Below are 16,532 nucleotides of genomic sequence, written 5' to 3' on the forward strand. Positions count from 1 at the left end.
TCATTTGTTCTGAATTAATAACTAATGACTAAGGACTAATGACTAATGACGAAAGATAAAGAATTAGAAATCCAGATCCAATTTCTGGAAGAAGCAACTGATTATCTCAATACTTTAGAAGGAATATTACTGGAAATTGACACCAGTAAACGCATCGAACTAGAACATATTAATGCTGCTATGCGAGCCGCCCATTCTATTAAAGGTGGAGCAGCTATGATGGGATTTCGGGTATTAAGTGATTTAGCTCATAAATTGGAAGATGCTTTTAAAGTTTTAAAGACTCAGAAAGATTCCTTGGAACTTGATACTCATTTACAAAGTTTATTACTATCTAGTGTTGATTGGCTGCGACAGATTGTGGAATTACTGGCCAAGGGTAATGATTTAGATGATAGTTGGTTAGGAAAATTTTGTTACCCAATTTTTGACGAACTTTATGAGCGTTTAGGTGAACCTACCCCAGAAGATATCACAACTTTACTATCATCAGAAGATGATCCAGAAATTATTTCTTTATTATTTGAAACTGAAGTTGAAGAGTATTTACAACACCTAGAAGCTAGATTAAAAAATAGTAACAAATCGGGATTAAGAGCAGAGTTAGTAATGATGGCAACTGAGTTAGGTGGGTTAGGAGAAATGCTGCAATTAACGGCATTTACCCAACTATGTCAATCAGTTAGTCATTACTTAGAAACTGATCCTGATAGTGCTGTGGAAATTGCTGATTTAGCATTAAAAGCATGGCGACAATCTCAAACTTTAGTATTAAGCAATCTTCGAGGTAATTTACCAACAAAAATTGATTTTGGTGAAGTTATTAATCATAATCTTTCTGAGCCATTAAATAAACAGGATTATTTATTAAATAAATCAGCTATTTCTGATTTTCAATTATTAGAAAATGTCGAATTATCTCCAGAAAGTGCTGATTTTGTTAGTGCTGATAGCGGATTGGCTTCAGAGAATCTGCCAATAGATTACAAATATACCGAACGCAAAACTGATATTCATTTATTTCCCAAAGAAAGAGAAAATCAGGAAAATACAGTTAGAGTTCCTAGTAAACATTTAGAGAAAATTAATGATTTGTTTGGAGAAGTAATTATTCAACGTAATGGGTTAAATGTGCAAATGGAAAGATTACGTAAATTGGTGCGTAATCTTAGTCAAAGAGTCCAAATTCTTGATCAAGAAAATCAAGAACTGCGAACAGCTTATGCAAAAATGATAACCCATAATCATCTGGTAGAAGAATCAACTAATCATGGTAATCAAGGAACAGAAAACAATTTTATAGAACAAGATAGCTATCAAAAATTGAATCTTTTATCTCAAAATGTCATGGAAACTATTGTTCAAGTTGCAGAAGTTACCAGTGATATCCAATTAAGTGTGGATGATACAGACCAAATAGCGCGAAAACTGAATAAAACTTCTAAACAATTGCAAAGACAATTAACTCAGGTGAGAATGCGTCCTTTTTCTGATTTAGTGGAACGTTTTCCTAGAGCTATTAGAGATTTAAATGTTGAATATGGAAAAAATGTGCAGTTGAAAATTGAAGGTGGAAATACTTTAATTGAAAGAGGTATTTTAGAGGCTTTAAATGAGCCTTTAATGCACCTGTTACGCAATGCTTTTGATCATGGAATTGAAGATCCTACTACTCGTAGAACTCAAGGAAAACCCGAACAAGGGTTAATTGAAATGAAGGCAGTTTATCATAGTAATCGCACAATTATTACTATTCGTGATGATGGTCAAGGTATTTCTTTAGAAAAAATTCGTCACCGCGCTTTAAAAATGGGTTTGGATGATTCTTTATTGGCGAGCGCTAGTGATGAAGAACTACTATCATTGATTTTTGAACCAGGATTTAGCACCTCGGAACAGGTAACAGCTTTATCTGGTCGGGGAGTAGGCATGGATGTAGTCCGTAATAACCTGAAATTAGCGCGAGGAGATGTGAATGTTGACACCCAAGCCGGAGTGGGGACGAAATTTACTTTATCAGTCCCATTTACCTTGTCAGTCGCGCGGGTTTTATTGGTTGAGAGCGATCGCTTAGTGTTAGCATTTTTTACAGACGTAATCGAGGAAATTTTCCTCCTAGAACAGGAGCAAATCTTCTTCCTAGACGGCAAAGAATTTATTAACTGGCAAAACCATCAATTACCATTGCTGCGTCTAAATAGTTACTTTGAGTTTAACTGCTCCCGCTACAATAACCTGGAATTAGAAACTTTGCCGATCATTAATGCTATAAGTGTATTGATAGTCAAACATGATCATCAACAGGTCGCAGTTCAAGTAGAACGCTGCTGGGGTGAGCAAGAGGTAGCTATTCGTCAAGTAGAAGGTAATATTCCCCTTCCCAGTGGGTTTAATAACTGTACAATTCTTGGTGATGGTCGAGTAGTTCCCCTGATTAATACTAATGATTTAGTCTTATGGATTACAACAGGTGAACGTCCCCATATCAGTAATAAATTACCAACAACAAGATTACAAACTGCATTCCTCAAACCGCCAAAAGTAGCAACTGTCAAACAACCTAGTCGCCAAAAAGGGGTGATTTTAATTGTTGATGATTCCATTAATGTCCGCCGTTACCTCGCCCTAACTCTCGAAAAAGGTGGGTATCAAGTAGAACAAGCTAAAGATGGTCAAGAAGCTTTAGAAAAGCTGGAAAGTGGTTTACAAGTGCAAGCGGTAATTTGTGATATTGAAATGCCCCGTATTGATGGTTATAGCTTTTTAGAGCGGATTAATAACAATACAGAGTTAAGAAATATTCCTGTAGCCATGTTAACTTCCCGTAGTAGTAGTAAACATCGTCAGTTAGCTATGCAATTAGGGGCAAAAGCCTATTTTTCCAAACCATATAATGAGCAAGAATTATTAAGGACATTAGAAGAAATAATTTTCCAGATTGCAGAAACAACATGATTGAATTAAAAATATATAAAATACAATAAAGCAATTTTAAATTTGAAAATCTTGGCTGTTTTTAAACCAATGATTCAGTCCACACGGGGTTTATGGCACTTTGGACAAACGGTACTGGGTATTATATTCCGCCACCCCATTACTGGTACAAGTATTATCCCCATTTTACCTGATGGTCAGATTGTTCTCATTAGAAGAAAGGATGATGGTCGTTGGTCATTGCCTGGTGGTATGGTGGATTGGGGAGAAGATGTTCCTCATGCAGTCCGTCGGGAATTGATGGAGGAAACAGGGCTAGAAGTGGTCACAATTCGCCGTTTAGTGGGAGTTTACTCTTCACCAAATCGTGATCCTCGGATACATTCTATCTGTATTACTGTTGAAGTCGAAGTTCAGGGAAAAATGGCAATAACAGATTCCTTAGAAGTCATGGAAATTCAAGCTTTTCCTCCTAGTTCTTTACCAAAACCAGATATGTCTCATGATCATTTTCGTCAGTTGCAAGACTATTTAAATGGCTTAACAACACTTGCATAAAAGATGAAAGATTTTGGGTTTGAAAATTAAATCCAAAGTCTATAATTAAAAATTGCCCAACTTAGACAACTAAATTAGTAAATTAAAATGAATCTTTTATTTCGTAACTCCCGAATCAAACTTAGTCAAGGGGTACTGTTTTGGCGTGAAGTTGGTACAGGAATACCCATGATTTTTCTACATGGTGCATGGAATGATGGCAGCGAATGGGTATCGACAATGGAACTATTGGCTAAAAATATCCATTGCTTCTCACCAGATTTGCTAGGTTTTGGTGAATCAGCAAATCCTAATATTCACCATTCTATAGATTTGCAAGTCCAGTGTTTAGCTGATTTTTTAGAAGCTTTGAAATTAGAAAAAGTCTATTTAGTTGGTAATTCTCTTGGTGGTTGGATTGCGGCTAGTTATGCTTTAAAATATCCAGAGCAAATATCTGGTTTAATATTGTTAGCGCCGGAGGGTGTCGCAGCAAAAGGACAAAAAAAGGAATGGCAAAAAAGACGGCGGTTATTTAACTGTTCACCATTGATAATTAAATTTTTACGCTTCATTCTGCCGCTGATGAGATTGATTGGTTGGGAAGAAAGAATTGTTAAAGATTTAGAATTAAGAAGAGAATTATTACAATCCTCTACGGCTTGTCAATTACTTTTTAACCGCAAGAAACCAGAAATAGAAGCAGAATTATTAGAAAACCACTTACCAGAAATTAAAGTTCCCTGTTTGATTTTACAAGGTAGTCAAGATACAAAAACTGCTATATCAAAAAGTAATACTTATGCTCGATTAATTCCTCAAGTTCAGTTACATAATATTCCTCATGGGGAAAGTAATTTACCAGAAACTTGTGCTGGGGTTGTTGCTGAAGCTATTTGGGATTTTATTAATAAGTAGTCAGGAGTCACCGAGTCACCGAGTCAGGAGAAAGAAGAAGAAAGAAGAAGAAAGAATAGTCTTAAATCTAGGAAAGTGATCATTGAGATTAAGACTAGATTGACTCTAAATATCGGCGTAACTTACTACTAAACCAATCAATAACTGTGACTACTACTAATAGCACTAACATCATGGTTGTGGCTTTGGTATATTCAAAACCATCTATATAGCTTTTTAATTGAAACCCTATTCCCCCAGCACCAACTACTCCTAAAACCGAAGCAGCACGAATATTATATTCAAACATCCACAGGGTGTAACCTAATCCTAAAGGTAATATTTGGGGTAATATCCCATACTGGACAATTTGTATTTTCGATGCCCCAATTACCTGTAAAGATTCTAAGGAACGATGATCTACAGATTCTATTGCTTGTTGATAAAATTTAGCAAGATAACCAATAGTATATATTGACAATGCCAATGTTCCAGCAGGTGCGCCTAAGCCTGTAGCAGCAACAAAGATTAAACCTAAGATCATTGAAGGTACGGAACGAACAGCATTTTGCAGTAGGTTTGCTATCCATCTTAGCCATAAAGGGGCGATATTATTAGAACTGGCTATGGCAATTGGTAATGATAAAACTGCACCTAGGGATGTTCCCCAGACAGACATTTGCACGGTTTCAATTAATCCTTTAATAGCAATATCTAAAACTTGTAAGTTGGGAGGAAATAATCGTGAAATAAAATCTGTAATAAAAGGCCAACTATCTCTTAATAATTTAAGATCAACTTGTAATCCTTGTAATGCCCAAATGTAAACTCCTATCATCAATAGAAATACAAGTGAGGGAATAAGCCAAGGATAACGATGAAAAATTTGTGAATTAGAAATTTTTTTCATTGTTTTTAATAACTAAATATAAATTCAACTTTCTTAAATGATATGTGATGAAAATTGCGCTTGTAAATTTTCACATTTACCATCATAAACTACTTTTCCACTATCTAGAATTATCGCCCTTTGAGCGTATTCTGTAGCTAGTGCTAAATCATGTAAAACGGTAATAATAGTTAATCCTTGTTGATGCAATTCTGATAAAGTTGTCATGACTTGTTGTGAGGCTACCACATCTAAACCTGTGGTGGGTTCATCGGCTAAAAGTATTTGTGGAGATTGCATTAATGCTCTAGCAATTGCTACTTTTTGTTGTTGTCCACCACTCAATTGACTAGTTTTTTGATATATTTGTTCTCTTAAACCTAATTGTATTAATAATTCTAAGGCTAATGTGCGATCGCATTGCGGAAATCCCCATAAAGTTTGTCTCGTCTTTCTCACTCCCAATTTTCCAGATAAAACATTATCAATTGCTGATAATTGACGAATTAATCCCCCTCCTTGAAATAACATTCCCACATCTCGACGAATTTGCGGTAAGTTTTGATCACCCACAGAAACACCATTAATTGTAATTTCTCCCTTAACTAAGGGAACTAAACCCACAAGTGATTTCAATAATGTTGATTTACCTGCCCCATTCAATCCTAACAATACGACAAATTCACCTTGATTAATTTGGCAATTGATATTATTTAAAATGGGCCGGTGTAGAGATGCAATATAATCTGTTTCTAAATGACAACATTCAATAAAATTCACGTTACTTTTAGATAAATGATAATTTGTAATTACTTCAGAGAAAGGAGTCATGGTTAGTTTTGTGAAAATTTCATCAGAAAATGATAATTTTGTCAGAATTAAGAATTTTATTCCCAATATTCCTAATTCTGAATGCTGACCTTTAAAGATTATTCTATCCCCGCATTTTTCAGGGCTTCCCGCACTGGTTGAAGATGACGATTATGATCAACTCTTACCAATTCTGTGGAATTATATAAACTGCTTAGTAATTGATTGTTTTCGGATTTGTTTAACTTTAATAAAGCATTAATTAGCTTTTCTCTAATGATAACTGGGACATCATCATCAATCGCAATCCCATGAGCCGGAACACCAGAAATTTTATGTAATATCCTGACTTTATCTCTATTCTCAGCCGCCAAATAGGGAGGGAAAAGAGCATATTCTGAGACTACCGCTACATCTGCTTGACCTCTAACTACAGCATCTAAGGCTTTACTATAATTTCCACCATAACTAACTTTACCAAAGAAGCTATCCAAGCGATCGCGGTTAGGGACAAAACCCTGTTTAACTAACTCACTTACCGGAAAAATAAACCCAGAACCAGATGTTGGAGAAGTAAAAGCAATAGTTTTTCCTCTGAGTTGTTCTAAAGTTGCTTTCGGAGAATTTTTACTTTTTAATTGGCTATTATTGGGAACAACAAAAATAGAATTATAAGTATACCTACCAGAGTAATTTTTGCGAACTTCAGCCAAATATAACCGAGAATTTGCTAATTGTTCAGCCTTTAAAGCCGGACGGCTACTTAAAAACGCTACATCAGCCCGATTTGCTCTTAAAGCTTCTACTGCGGCTGTCTCATCACCTACTTGCGCTTTAACAGGTATCCCTAACTCCTGAGATAAAAAAGCAGCCACATTATTAGCTTTATTTTGCAAGTCTGTGGAATCAGCACGACTAGGAAAAACTATAGTTAAAGGGCTCATCTTCTGAGCAACTAAGCGTGGTGCTGGTTGATTTTTCAAGGGGTTAGCTATGGCTATTTGCATAGAACCCAAACCACTCAAAGCCATTCCCGTCAAAGCTAACAGCCCTCCACTAATCCCCCAAAATCCCTTTTTATTTATTGTCATTTTTTTAACTCCAATTAGAATATTTTTGCGAATTAGTTGCAATTATTGCCATAAAAAACCTTAGCCTTTTTAACAATAAAAGTCAATAAACAAAAAAAAGAATTATTCATAACAGTGTTAAAAATCTTTTTATCGGATTTTTATACCAATTCTATTAAAAATGCACTGAATATTAATACCTTCGCCATTGTTCGTAGGTTGGGTTAAGCGACAGCGCAACCCAACGCATTTTTTGGTTTTAAGTAGGTTAGCATTGAAAATCGTCGTTATGGCACTAGGCAAGAGGCAATACTTCGACTTTGCTCAGTAACCAGAGGCAAGAGGCAAGAGTGAAGAGGGTTTGGGCGATTTTACTTTTCGTTACATATTACTCTTCGAGAAGCCGCTCCGCGTCTACGGTTTTTTTCCGTTCACTTACACAGATTGGTTTTATTCTGTTCACCTACTTAGTGCCTGAAGTTGGGTTTGGTCTTTGTTCAACCCAACCTACGAATCAAGGCTTTTTCAAACCTTTAACCTTTAAAGCTCTTACCTTTGCGCCTTTGCGCCTTTGCGTGAGACTAAAATTCATAACCCTGGGGTTTTACTTACATCCTAAAGATGCACGAGTATCTACACCTGTTTTAGAATTTACACCACTGGCATTAATACAGATTTTTTTTATCTGTATCATATCTAGAATTGCATTGGTAAAATCAGCACCAGTAACATCAACCTGATCAAAAGTGGAACGCAACATCATGGCTTCTGTAAAAACTGCATCACTTAAATCAGAATTTTTGAATCTTGATAAATAAGCAATACCTTGACTAAAATCTACACCGTGAAAATTCACAGTATCCAGTAAAGTACCGTTAAATACAGCACCACGTAAATCAGCATTGTTAAAATTAGTATTCTCTAATTTCACACTTGTAAACTCAATCCCAATTAAACTTTGTCCAGAAAAGTCCTTCCCCCCGACTCCCTTGTTAGTAAGAGAATTAGTTACACTCGAAGAGCTTGCAGCTTGCGCTGATAAGGGAAACACAAACAACACTAAGGCTAAAATCAGACTAGCTAATATTGAGCGATACTTCATAATCTTTGCTTAATAAATCTCAACAATTCCACTATTAATCATTAAACCGCAGGAAGGATGCAGAAGTAATTCTCTGCTAAATTACCAGCAATCCCGTAGGATAGATAAATGTTGAGGTGCTATCCCAAGTAAATATAAATAACCACCTGTGGCTAATCAAGAAAATACTCCCCTGTCGGCAGTCGCTCATGGAGGAAACCCTCAAGACCGCGCTGCCTCCCAATCTCTGACGCGAACCCCTTTATATCAAATGGGTGTAGAACTCAAAGCCAGATTCACCAGCTTTGGGGGCTGGGAAATGCCCATACAATACAGCGGTATCACCCAAGAACACCACGCTGTCAGAAATACTGCGGGAATGTTCGATATTTCTCACATGGGCAAATTTACCCTCCAAGGTAAAAACCTGATTTCCCAACTTGAGTATTTAGTTCCTTCCGATTTAAGTCGTTTACAGCCTGGACAAGCGCAATATACCGTCTTACTTAACCCCCAGGGCGGAATCATTGACGACATCATTATTTATTACCAGGATACAGACAGTGCTGGTAAGCAAAATTTAGTCATCATTGTTAACGCCTCAACTACCGACAAAGACAAACAATGGCTATTGGCACATCTTGATCTTGATGTAGTTAAATTTCAAGACCTGTCACAGGATAAAATCTTAATTGCTGTTCAAGGCCCAACAGCTACTCATTCGCTGCAATCCTTAATTTCAGCAGACTTATCACCTATTAAGGCTTTTGGGCATTTAGAAACAACCATTTTTGGAAAACACGCATTCCTCGCCCGGACAGGGTACACTGGCGAAGATGGTTTTGAGGTGATGGTAGATTCATCAGTGGGGATAGACTTGTGGCAGAGTTTATATGATCTTGGTGTTGTGCCTTGCGGACTTGGTTGTAGAGATACATTGCGTTTAGAAGCGGCAATGGCACTTTATGGGCAAGATATTGATGATACCACCACACCGCTAGAAGCTGGTTTGGGTTGGTTAGTACATTTAGATACTAAAGGTGATTTCATTGGTCGGGAAGTTTTAATACAGCAGAAAGCCCAAGGAATGTCCCGTAAACTCGTAGGTTTGCAAACACAAGGACGAAATATTGCTCGCCACGGCTACCCTGTATTATCATCAGATCAGGTTGTAGGAGAAGTAACAAGTGGTACTCTCTCACCTACACTTGGTTATCCCATAGCCTTAGCTTATGTTCCCACCCAGTTAGCAACCCTCAAGCAGCAGCTAGATGTGGAAATTCGCGGCAAGGCTTATCCTGCGGTAGTTGTAAAACGCCCATTTTATCGCTCAAAGAATCGTGTTCCTAACTGATAATCTTTGCGGTTTTTGAGGAATAATGTTGTTTAGGTTACTGTTGTAACACTATTTTTTTAACAGAGAACGTGATATGTCTTTTGAATATCCCCAAGATTTGCGATACTTAGATTCCCATGAATATTTTCGTCTAGATGGCGACATTGCTACTATCGGTATTTCCGAATTTGCTGTTGATCAATTAGGTGATATTGTTTTTTTGGAACTGCCAGAAATTAATGATGTTATCACTCTAAATGACCAATTTGGTACAATTGAATCAGTAAAAGCCGTAGAACACCTGAATTCACCAATCAGCGGTACTGTCATAGAACGGAATCAAGCTGTAATTGACTCTCCTGAAGATATAGCAGAAGATCCCTATGGAGAAGGTTGGTTAATTAAAGTGCGTATTAATGATGCTGCTGAAATAGAAGACGCTATGACAGCAGATAAATATCGCGCTTTGGTAGAAGGTGAGTAAATAATTTAACATTCATATTACTCAAAATGTAGAGATGTTTCCCAGTAACCTCTCTACATATAGCAGGAGTCAGAATTCACTTGATAGCGCAGTGTGGTGGTAGCCATTTTTTGGTTTAGATTTTGGATTGTGAATTCTGGCAATTGCATTTAAATTTAGGTTTTTAGCTACAGTCTGCTTAGGCTTTTTTCGCAACTTGAAAAGCTGAGATATAGGTAATTTGGATATTTCCTCCATAATGATCTTCGATCTTTTTTCGTAATGCTGTAAATAAACAAGTTCTGGTTTCTATATCTAGTTTTAGGTATGGTGTATAGGTGCTTAAAAGCAGTAAAAAGTCATCCATATAATAATTAACTCTACAGACAACTTGTTCGGAAACTAAATTTTTGAATTTACCTGAATCAATGGCTTTTTGTCCTAAAGCTTGCACTATCTCTTTTTGAGTTTCTATATCTTCATATCTGTCTAAAAGTGGAGCATACTTTTGATAAACTTCCCGAAAATTTTGATATATTTCATATTCTGGTTGCGGTGTCATATTCCACAGCAAAATTAAATTACCATGATTCCGTAAAGCTTGAGAAATTTTGCTATTACCAAATTCAGGATTAATCCAATGGTAAGAAGTTGCTGCTAAAACAGCATCAAATTTTCCGGTTTCTAGTTCCCATTCTTCAAAGGTTGTTTGCTGAATTTCCACCTGTGGATAGATTACACAATTTTGTTTTGCCAAATTACAAGCTGCTAAACTTGGTTCTAAACAAATCATAGAAAAACCTAATTGAGCAAATGCTAAAGTTGCATTTCCCGGTCCACAACCTAATTCTAGAATATTGGCTTTGGTGGAAAGTTGAGCTACTTCTACAGCACCATTAATAATTTCTTGTGGATAGCGAGGTCTGAATTTATTATAGACTTCTGCTACATGAGAATACCAGTTTTTTCTAGTTTCTAAATCTTGAGAATATAAGTTTTTTAGTAGTTCCAGTTCTTTCATAAGTTATTCTTTAAGAAGATTGCTATTTCATCTGCTGTGGAAGTAACTTCAATCATTATAATAATATTATTTTGACCGTGTATCAGTTTTTTTTCGTAGCTTTTTCTCTATCTTTCTTAGCTTTATTTTTTTTATCAAGTTCTTCTTGAATTTTAATAAATCTATCTGTATCGAGCCAATTTAAAAAAATAAGATTTTGGCATTTTATTGATAAATATAAGCAATAATTTAATATATTTGTATTAATATCAAGGTTATACTTATTAAATATTTCAAGAACTTGATCCCCTGGCTTTTCATCATTAATATTTTTAATATCTTCCTTTATTGCATCTATTTTTTTATCTACTTTATCACTATTAATACTTTTTACACAATTATATTTTAAATTTTCAAAGAATGTGTTTATCTCATCTTGATTAGCAAAATCAAAAGAAATGTTGAAGGTTTCATATCTTAATAATAGCTTTTCTAGACAAGACTCAGAAACAAAATATTCCATTTTATCTTTTAAAATTTTTTCAGTTTCTTGAGTTAAAATATTTATAATATTATTATGATTTTTTTCTTCTAAGGAAGTAATATTCTGATGATCAACCCAACGGTCATCCATTAATAACTCTCTCCACTCTTCCACCATATCTTCCTTGGATTTTGTAAAACAACTTTTAAGATCAGAAGATATGCTATTTTGACATTCTTTGATTTTTTGCTTTTCCTTGGGAATTTCATCTAAATATCCTAGTATTTTTTTAGGAATCCAATGACCAAATTTTGTTCTAATACTGTATTTTCCCCAGTCGATATTATAAGTGTTATTATATTTTATAAAAATTGTCTCTATATCTTCGTTAATGCCTTGAAAATAATTTTTACTAGCTCCATTTCCTTCTAAAAAGCCTTTTTGCTTATACTTATCAGTTCTGGATTCTTCCTTTCCTTTTTTATTGAAGTTATATGTATGCTGTAGTACAGCATTAATAGTTATATCATTTGTTTCAACAAAACACCCCAATTGAATTAGAGCATATTTGAAATAGTAATCATCATCAGCTACAAATGTATTTATTTCTGAAACATCCATAAAGTCGTTTTCTAAGATTTTTAAATCATTACAAAAGTTTTCTATATCACTTTCATCTTGAGTATTATATAATATTTCTATATTTCCGTTATTGTCAGTTAAGCCCCTTCCTGTTAAATTAGCTGATCCTACAACCAAACTTCCTTTTTTAGAAGTATCCGAAAATAAACAATATGCCTTTGCATGAAATAAGCTAGAAGAGTTATTAACTTTAAAAGATATCTCAATATTATTGGAATGCTTATTTTTAATCCAATCATTGATCTTGTCAAGTCCTATACATATAGCTTCTCCTCTATCTATATATATTGATATTTTATATAAGCTTATTTTTTTTTGTAATACTTGAATGATTGTATTGGTAGATTCTAAATTAAAATAACAGCTTACTAAAATCAAATGGTATTTTTCATCTATTACATTACCATGCAATAAAAAATCAACTAATAATTGTTGTTTGTCTTTTTGAAAAAAAAAAGTTGTGTGTGGAAATCATTGATACTCCTGGTAGTTTCACAGATTTAAATTTTTGAATAATTATTCGAGGTTTTACGAAAACAACAACTTCATTAATCTGTTGCTATCTTACGAAAATTCTTGTAGTAAATTCCTTAATCAAGAATTACCTTACTTATCAACATCCATTGCTAAAGCTTCAAAATTAGTAATTGTTACTTCCACATCAGGGAAAATTGCCGTTATTTTTAACTCTCCTCCCATAGCTTCAATAACTTGTCTTAGATGACTAACATACATATCAGTACGATTCTCTAATCTAGAAATAGCAGGTTGTTTAATTTGCAACTTTTCAGCTAATTGAGCTTGAGATATTTTTAAAGCTTGACGTAATTCAGCTAATGCCATTTCTTCTTTTAATGTAGCTGTTTGATTCGCTATTTTGGTTTTTCTTTCTGAGGAGAAATCTTTGGTAAGATTGCTAAACTTTTTATGTCCTGTCATATTAAACCCTCACGACTAATTTCTTCAAGATATTCATCATAAAGACTATCTGCTATAGGAATATATTTTTCATAAAATCGGTTATCTCCTGTTTTATCTCCACCAATCAGTAAAATTGCCACTCGTCGCGGATCAAAAGCATAAAATATTCTGATTGGTTTACCACCGCTTTGAATACGTAACTCTCTTAAGTGGGAATTTTTTGAACCTTTAACATCGGATGAATAAGGAAAGGGTAATTGAGTTCCTTTTTCTTCTAGTAGTTGAACAATGCTGACAATATCATCTTGTTGTTCCTCTCTAAGAGTTTGCCACCAATGTTCAAACTCATTAGTATATTCTATTTCCCAACTCACTTTCTATTATATTACGTTGATGTAATAAATTATAGCTCTAATTTATCAATTTTCACAACTAATAAAAATTTTTACTTGTTCCCAAAGCTATCACGGCATTTTGTCCCCCAAAGCCAAAGCTAAAACATAGCACTTGCTGAATTTTACTTTCTTGTGCTGATGTGATGAAATTTAAATTAAATTCTGGTTGCTGAAGTCCTACACAGGGAGGTAAAATTTGGTTTTGCAATGCCATGAGTGAAAATGCTACACCTAAAGCTCCAGATGCTCCTAATGTATGACCTGTGCTACCTTTTGTGGAACTAATCGCTAATTTTGGTGAAAACAAGTGTTGAATAATTTTACTTTCAATGCGGTCATTTAACTGGGTAGCTGTACCATGAGTGTGAATGTAGTCTATGTCTGTGGGTGAAATGTGACTACGTTCTAAACATTGCTTAATTGCCATGATTGCACTTTTACCTGATGGTTCTGGTGAATTTCCATGATATGCGTCTGCTGTCAAGCCAAAACCTAATATTTCTCCATAAATCTTGGCTTGTCTTTGGGTGGCTAATTCCGCAGATTCGAGAATCAAAACAGCACCACCTTCACCTAGTACCAAGCCTTCTCGCTGCAAATCAAAGGGATAAGCTCCTGTTTTGGCTAAAGCCCCCATTTGCCTAAATCCGGCAATTGTCAGGGGGGTTATGGGTGCTTCTATTGCTCCTGTAATTGCTCGTTGGTATTGCCCAGTTTTGATCAACATTGTAGCTTGAGCGATCGCCCAAATTCCCGTTGCACAAGCCGCCATTGGGGCTAAAACTGCTGCTGTTGCCCCAATTTGTCGCGCTACAGCGATCGCATTCATCTGAGGTAAAGTATTTAACCAATTATCTAAGTTTAATTCTGCCTCTTCCTGATACATCTGTCGCGCCATGATCTCCCAAGATGCTTGATAACTCCGACTAGAACCAATTACCACCGCGCAATCAGGTAAAGGCGTTATTAATTGAGCATCTTGTAAAGCTGAGTTAACAACTATTTCCGTGAGTGTATTTAATAAAGAGGGTTTTTCAGCAATTAATCCCAGGGGAATTATTCCCAATTCTGGAAATAGTTGATGTAATTTAATTCCCGTTTTTCCTAATACTAAATCTCGCCAACTACCCTCCAAGCTTTTACCTAAAGCGGAAACTAAACCAATCCCAGTCACAACAACTCTAACCAATTTTAGATCTTATATAAAAATACATGAAGAAGGAGTCAGAAGTCAGAAGTCAGGAGTCAGGAGTCAGGAGTCAGGAGTAAGAATACTTGTAAAATTACGAAACAACTTTAGGCTAGTTATCAATTATTTTGACCACTGACAACTGACCACTGACCACTGACAACTGTACGGGCGAAGCATTTGGAGAACTATTTTTGGCAATGACCGATAATTTATCTTCCAAATGCTTCGCCCCTACTGACAACTGACAACTAAACTATGGAGCAGTTTTTAGATTTTCCGCGCCTTGAGTAACTTTTGCCGATACAATGCGATCGCCTTGCTCAATTTTGTTCACTACCTCAAAACCTTTGGTAACATTACCAAACACCGCATAGTTACCATCCAAGAACGATAAATCTGCTAAAGCAAAGTAAAATTGAGCAGAAGCAGAATCAGTTGGTTGTGATCTAGCCATAGCGATCGCCCCTTGCTTATGCTGTAATACAGGCTTCTCAGTAATTGTTTTACTGTAAATAGGCTCTTTTGCGCCTTTTGGTTTAATTTCTAACGGTATCCGGCGCTCATTCCCAGTTTTAGGATCAATAAAACCACCTGTTCCCAGTCTATTTTCGGGAAATTTCGGATCTTTACCTTGGGGATCTCCACCTTGAACCACAAAAGGTTGAGGTTCACGGACAACACGATGGAATGCTAAACCGTCATAAACGCCTTTTTGAACCAAATCCACAAAATTACCCGCAGTAATTGGTGCATTTGTGCCATCTATTTCAATTGTAATTGATTGGGGGTTAACTACTTCTCCACGCTTCACCGTCATCACCACCGTAGCTTTACCCTCAAGGCGTGGTAAACCTTTGGTTCCAGGAATACTCTCACTAACAGTTTCTGATACTGTTTGTGCGCTAGTAGTAGCACTGGTAGTAGTTGCCGTTGGGGATGAATTAGAAGATGTTGTACTACCAGTACATCCTCCCAAAGTCAAAGAGCCAATCATCAACAGAACTACAAAAAATTGTGGAAATTTTAACCGCATTGTTAGTGACTGCATTAAACAAAATATCTTCATCTTTTCTGGCCAATTATTCCTTATATCCCCAGATCCCCGACTTCTTAGAGAAGTCGGGGATCTTATGTTATGGATCTTATTGTTCACCAATCCAAAATCCCTAGAGTCCTTCTAAGGATACTCCTAAAAAACGGGCTAATTCTGCACCTTGGGTTTCCAAATCTGCCAAAGATAACGGTTGACCTACTCGTGTGAGGGGAATATCTCTTCTACCCTTAACCCTAAGATACAAAGCACGTTGAGGATTCAGACCTTCTTTAATCACAATCCTGACAGATTGTACATCTGCAATCCTGCCGTCAATTTGGATTTGACGGTTTTTCCCTGGAAACCCCCAACGAAAGATTTTTAATGTCCCCGTTTCCCGATTGAACTCATTATAACCGCCGCCTAAATCCCACAGCACCACGAGCCACAGATATGTAGCTAATAGCAAGCCAGCAGAACCATATAGTCCCATCACCAATCCTTGAGGGACAAATATTAGTTGTGTTGCATCAGTAACTATGAGTAAATTAACTTTGAGATAACTAGAGATCCCAGCTAAGAAAAAACCACTGGCTCCCATAGTTACAATGCTTGCCCACCAGTAGTTACTAAACCGACGTGAACCAAGAACCTTTTGAGAGAGGAGGTTCTCGCTTTTGTTAATTGTTGTTGATACGGTCATTAAACTGCCTTGGACTATCTTTCTCAAGTCTGCCACTGAAGCAGTCTGGATTGCAAGTTATCAAAGAATTGAGCAGAAATTTTATCCTGAACTTGAAGGATTTTAGGCCGCAGGGCCTGCGCCCCTAGGAAGATTTCTGAGAAAA

18 protein-coding genes are annotated in these 16,532 nt (G+C 36.0%); 6 read left to right on the forward strand and 12 right to left on the reverse strand.

Annotation, left to right across the window (positions count from 1 at the left end; translation table 11 throughout):
• Nucleotides 1–45: 45 nt before the first annotated feature.
• The 3 genes from ANA_RS11820 (at nt 46) to ANA_RS11830 (ending at nt 4,389) form a co-directional block, all read left to right on the forward strand.
• On the forward strand, nt 46–2,955 hold the full coding sequence (locus ANA_RS11820) for a hybrid sensor histidine kinase/response regulator (RefSeq protein ID WP_015080293.1): 2,910 nt from the start codon (nt 46–48) through the stop codon (nt 2,953–2,955).
• A gap of 69 nt (nt 2,956–3,024) precedes the next feature.
• Complete coding sequence (locus tag ANA_RS11825) at nt 3,025–3,492, forward strand: NUDIX hydrolase (protein ID WP_174782899.1); 468 nt, start codon at nt 3,025–3,027, stop codon at nt 3,490–3,492.
• Nucleotides 3,493–3,579: 87 nt separating this feature from the next.
• Nucleotides 3,580–4,389 carry an alpha/beta fold hydrolase gene (locus tag ANA_RS11830; protein WP_015080295.1) on the forward strand — a complete coding sequence of 270 codons (810 nt, stop codon included), beginning with the start codon at nt 3,580–3,582 and terminating at the stop codon, nt 4,387–4,389.
• A 94-nt stretch (nt 4,390–4,483) separates the two neighbouring features.
• On the opposite strand, the gene phnE is transcribed toward ANA_RS11830, so the two are convergent.
• The 4 genes from phnE to ANA_RS11850 form a co-directional block, all read right to left on the reverse strand.
• Nucleotides 4,484–5,278: a phosphonate ABC transporter, permease protein PhnE gene (gene phnE / locus ANA_RS11835; RefSeq protein WP_015080296.1), complete on the reverse strand. Its 795-nt coding sequence runs from the start codon at nt 5,276–5,278 to the stop codon at nt 4,484–4,486.
• A gap of 33 nt (nt 5,279–5,311) precedes the next feature.
• Nucleotides 5,312–6,088, reverse strand: a complete 777-nt coding sequence (locus ANA_RS11840; RefSeq protein ID WP_015080297.1) for a phosphonate ABC transporter ATP-binding protein — start codon at nt 6,086–6,088, stop codon at nt 5,312–5,314.
• Nucleotides 6,089–6,186: 98 nt separating this feature from the next.
• On the reverse strand, nt 6,187–7,158 hold the full coding sequence (locus ANA_RS11845) for a phosphate/phosphite/phosphonate ABC transporter substrate-binding protein (protein ID WP_015080298.1): 972 nt from the start codon (nt 7,156–7,158) through the stop codon (nt 6,187–6,189).
• Between the two features lie 583 nt (nt 7,159–7,741).
• A complete protein-coding gene (locus ANA_RS11850; RefSeq protein ID WP_015080299.1) occupies nt 7,742–8,239 on the reverse strand; it encodes a pentapeptide repeat-containing protein in 498 nt (165 codons plus the stop codon).
• A gap of 148 nt (nt 8,240–8,387) precedes the next feature.
• Here ANA_RS11850 and gcvT point away from each other — a divergent pair, with 148 nt between their 5' ends.
• Together gcvT and gcvH are read left to right on the forward strand one after the other, a co-directional pair.
• Nucleotides 8,388–9,572, forward strand: coding sequence for a glycine cleavage system aminomethyltransferase GcvT (gene gcvT, locus ANA_RS11855; protein WP_015080300.1), 1,185 nt, complete (start codon nt 8,388–8,390; stop codon nt 9,570–9,572).
• A 76-nt stretch (nt 9,573–9,648) separates the two neighbouring features.
• Nucleotides 9,649–10,038, forward strand: coding sequence for a glycine cleavage system protein GcvH (gcvH, locus tag ANA_RS11860; RefSeq protein WP_015080301.1), 390 nt, complete (start codon nt 9,649–9,651; stop codon nt 10,036–10,038).
• A gap of 178 nt (nt 10,039–10,216) precedes the next feature.
• On the opposite strand, the gene ANA_RS11865 is transcribed toward gcvH, so the two are convergent.
• The 8 genes from ANA_RS11865 to ANA_RS11895 form a co-directional block, all read right to left on the reverse strand.
• A complete protein-coding gene (locus ANA_RS11865) occupies nt 10,217–11,038 on the reverse strand; it encodes a class I SAM-dependent methyltransferase (protein WP_015080302.1) in 822 nt (273 codons plus the stop codon).
• Between the two features lie 82 nt (nt 11,039–11,120).
• Entirely contained in the window at nt 11,121–12,554 is a 1,434-nt protein-coding gene (locus ANA_RS11870) for a restriction endonuclease PLD domain-containing protein (protein ID WP_015080303.1), read from the reverse strand.
• Between the two features lie 195 nt (nt 12,555–12,749).
• Entirely contained in the window at nt 12,750–13,082 is a 333-nt protein-coding gene (locus tag ANA_RS11875; RefSeq protein ID WP_015080304.1) for an XRE family transcriptional regulator, read from the reverse strand.
• Complete coding sequence (locus ANA_RS11880) at nt 13,079–13,438, reverse strand: type II toxin-antitoxin system RelE/ParE family toxin (protein ID WP_015080305.1); 360 nt, start codon at nt 13,436–13,438, stop codon at nt 13,079–13,081. The genes ANA_RS11875 and ANA_RS11880 overlap by 4 nt, the downstream gene beginning before the upstream one ends.
• 58 nt (nt 13,439–13,496) lie before the next feature.
• Nucleotides 13,497–14,648: a beta-ketoacyl-ACP synthase gene (locus ANA_RS11885; RefSeq protein WP_015080306.1), complete on the reverse strand. Its 1,152-nt coding sequence runs from the start codon at nt 14,646–14,648 to the stop codon at nt 13,497–13,499.
• Between the two features lie 112 nt (nt 14,649–14,760).
• The gene (locus tag ANA_RS28215; RefSeq protein WP_256370230.1) at nt 14,761–14,892 is read right to left on the reverse strand and encodes a hypothetical protein; all 132 of its coding nucleotides are present in this window, start codon (nt 14,890–14,892) and stop codon (nt 14,761–14,763) included.
• A 12-nt stretch (nt 14,893–14,904) separates the two neighbouring features.
• Nucleotides 14,905–15,684, reverse strand: a complete 780-nt coding sequence (locus ANA_RS11890) for a peptidylprolyl isomerase (protein ID WP_015080307.1) — start codon at nt 15,682–15,684, stop codon at nt 14,905–14,907.
• A 133-nt stretch (nt 15,685–15,817) separates the two neighbouring features.
• Nucleotides 15,818–16,387: a photosystem I assembly protein Ycf4 gene (locus ANA_RS11895; protein ID WP_015080308.1), complete on the reverse strand. Its 570-nt coding sequence runs from the start codon at nt 16,385–16,387 to the stop codon at nt 15,818–15,820.
• Here ANA_RS11895 and ANA_RS28220 point away from each other — a divergent pair.
• Nucleotides 16,362–16,493 (forward strand): hypothetical protein, encoded by a 132-nt coding sequence (locus ANA_RS28220; RefSeq protein WP_256380211.1) that lies wholly within the window; start codon nt 16,362–16,364, stop codon nt 16,491–16,493. The two genes, ANA_RS11895 and ANA_RS28220, sit on opposite strands and share 26 nt — an antisense overlap.
• The last annotated feature ends 39 nt before the right edge of the window (nt 16,494–16,532 follow it).

It is taken from the genome of Anabaena sp. 90, assembly GCF_000312705.1.
Lineage (GTDB): Bacteria > Cyanobacteriota > Cyanobacteriia > Cyanobacteriales > Nostocaceae > Dolichospermum > Dolichospermum lemmermannii.

Excerpts from the sequence above, each read along its gene's own strand:
- ANA_RS11820 (WP_015080293.1), top strand. The coding sequence starts at position 46 with ATGACGAAAGATAAAGAATTAGAAATCCAGATCCAATTTCTGGAAGAA.
- ANA_RS11825 (WP_174782899.1), top strand. The coding sequence starts at position 3,025 with ATGATTCAGTCCACACGGGGTTTATGGCACTTTGGACAAACGGTACTG.
- ANA_RS11830 (WP_015080295.1), top strand. The coding sequence starts at position 3,580 with ATGAATCTTTTATTTCGTAACTCCCGAATCAAACTTAGTCAAGGGGTA.
- phnE (WP_015080296.1), bottom strand. The coding sequence starts at position 5,278 with ATGAAAAAAATTTCTAATTCACAAATTTTTCATCGTTATCCTTGGCTT.
- ANA_RS11840 (WP_015080297.1), bottom strand. The coding sequence starts at position 6,088 with ATGACTCCTTTCTCTGAAGTAATTACAAATTATCATTTATCTAAAAGT.
- ANA_RS11845 (WP_015080298.1), bottom strand. The coding sequence starts at position 7,158 with ATGACAATAAATAAAAAGGGATTTTGGGGGATTAGTGGAGGGCTGTTA.
- ANA_RS11850 (WP_015080299.1), bottom strand. The coding sequence starts at position 8,239 with ATGAAGTATCGCTCAATATTAGCTAGTCTGATTTTAGCCTTAGTGTTG.
- gcvH (WP_015080301.1), top strand. The coding sequence starts at position 9,649 with ATGTCTTTTGAATATCCCCAAGATTTGCGATACTTAGATTCCCATGAA.
- ANA_RS11865 (WP_015080302.1), bottom strand. The coding sequence starts at position 11,038 with ATGAAAGAACTGGAACTACTAAAAAACTTATATTCTCAAGATTTAGAA.
- ANA_RS11875 (WP_015080304.1), bottom strand. The coding sequence starts at position 13,082 with ATGACAGGACATAAAAAGTTTAGCAATCTTACCAAAGATTTCTCCTCA.
- ANA_RS11890 (WP_015080307.1), bottom strand. The coding sequence starts at position 15,684 with ATGCGGTTAAAATTTCCACAATTTTTTGTAGTTCTGTTGATGATTGGC.
- ANA_RS11895 (WP_015080308.1), bottom strand. The coding sequence starts at position 16,387 with ATGACCGTATCAACAACAATTAACAAAAGCGAGAACCTCCTCTCTCAA.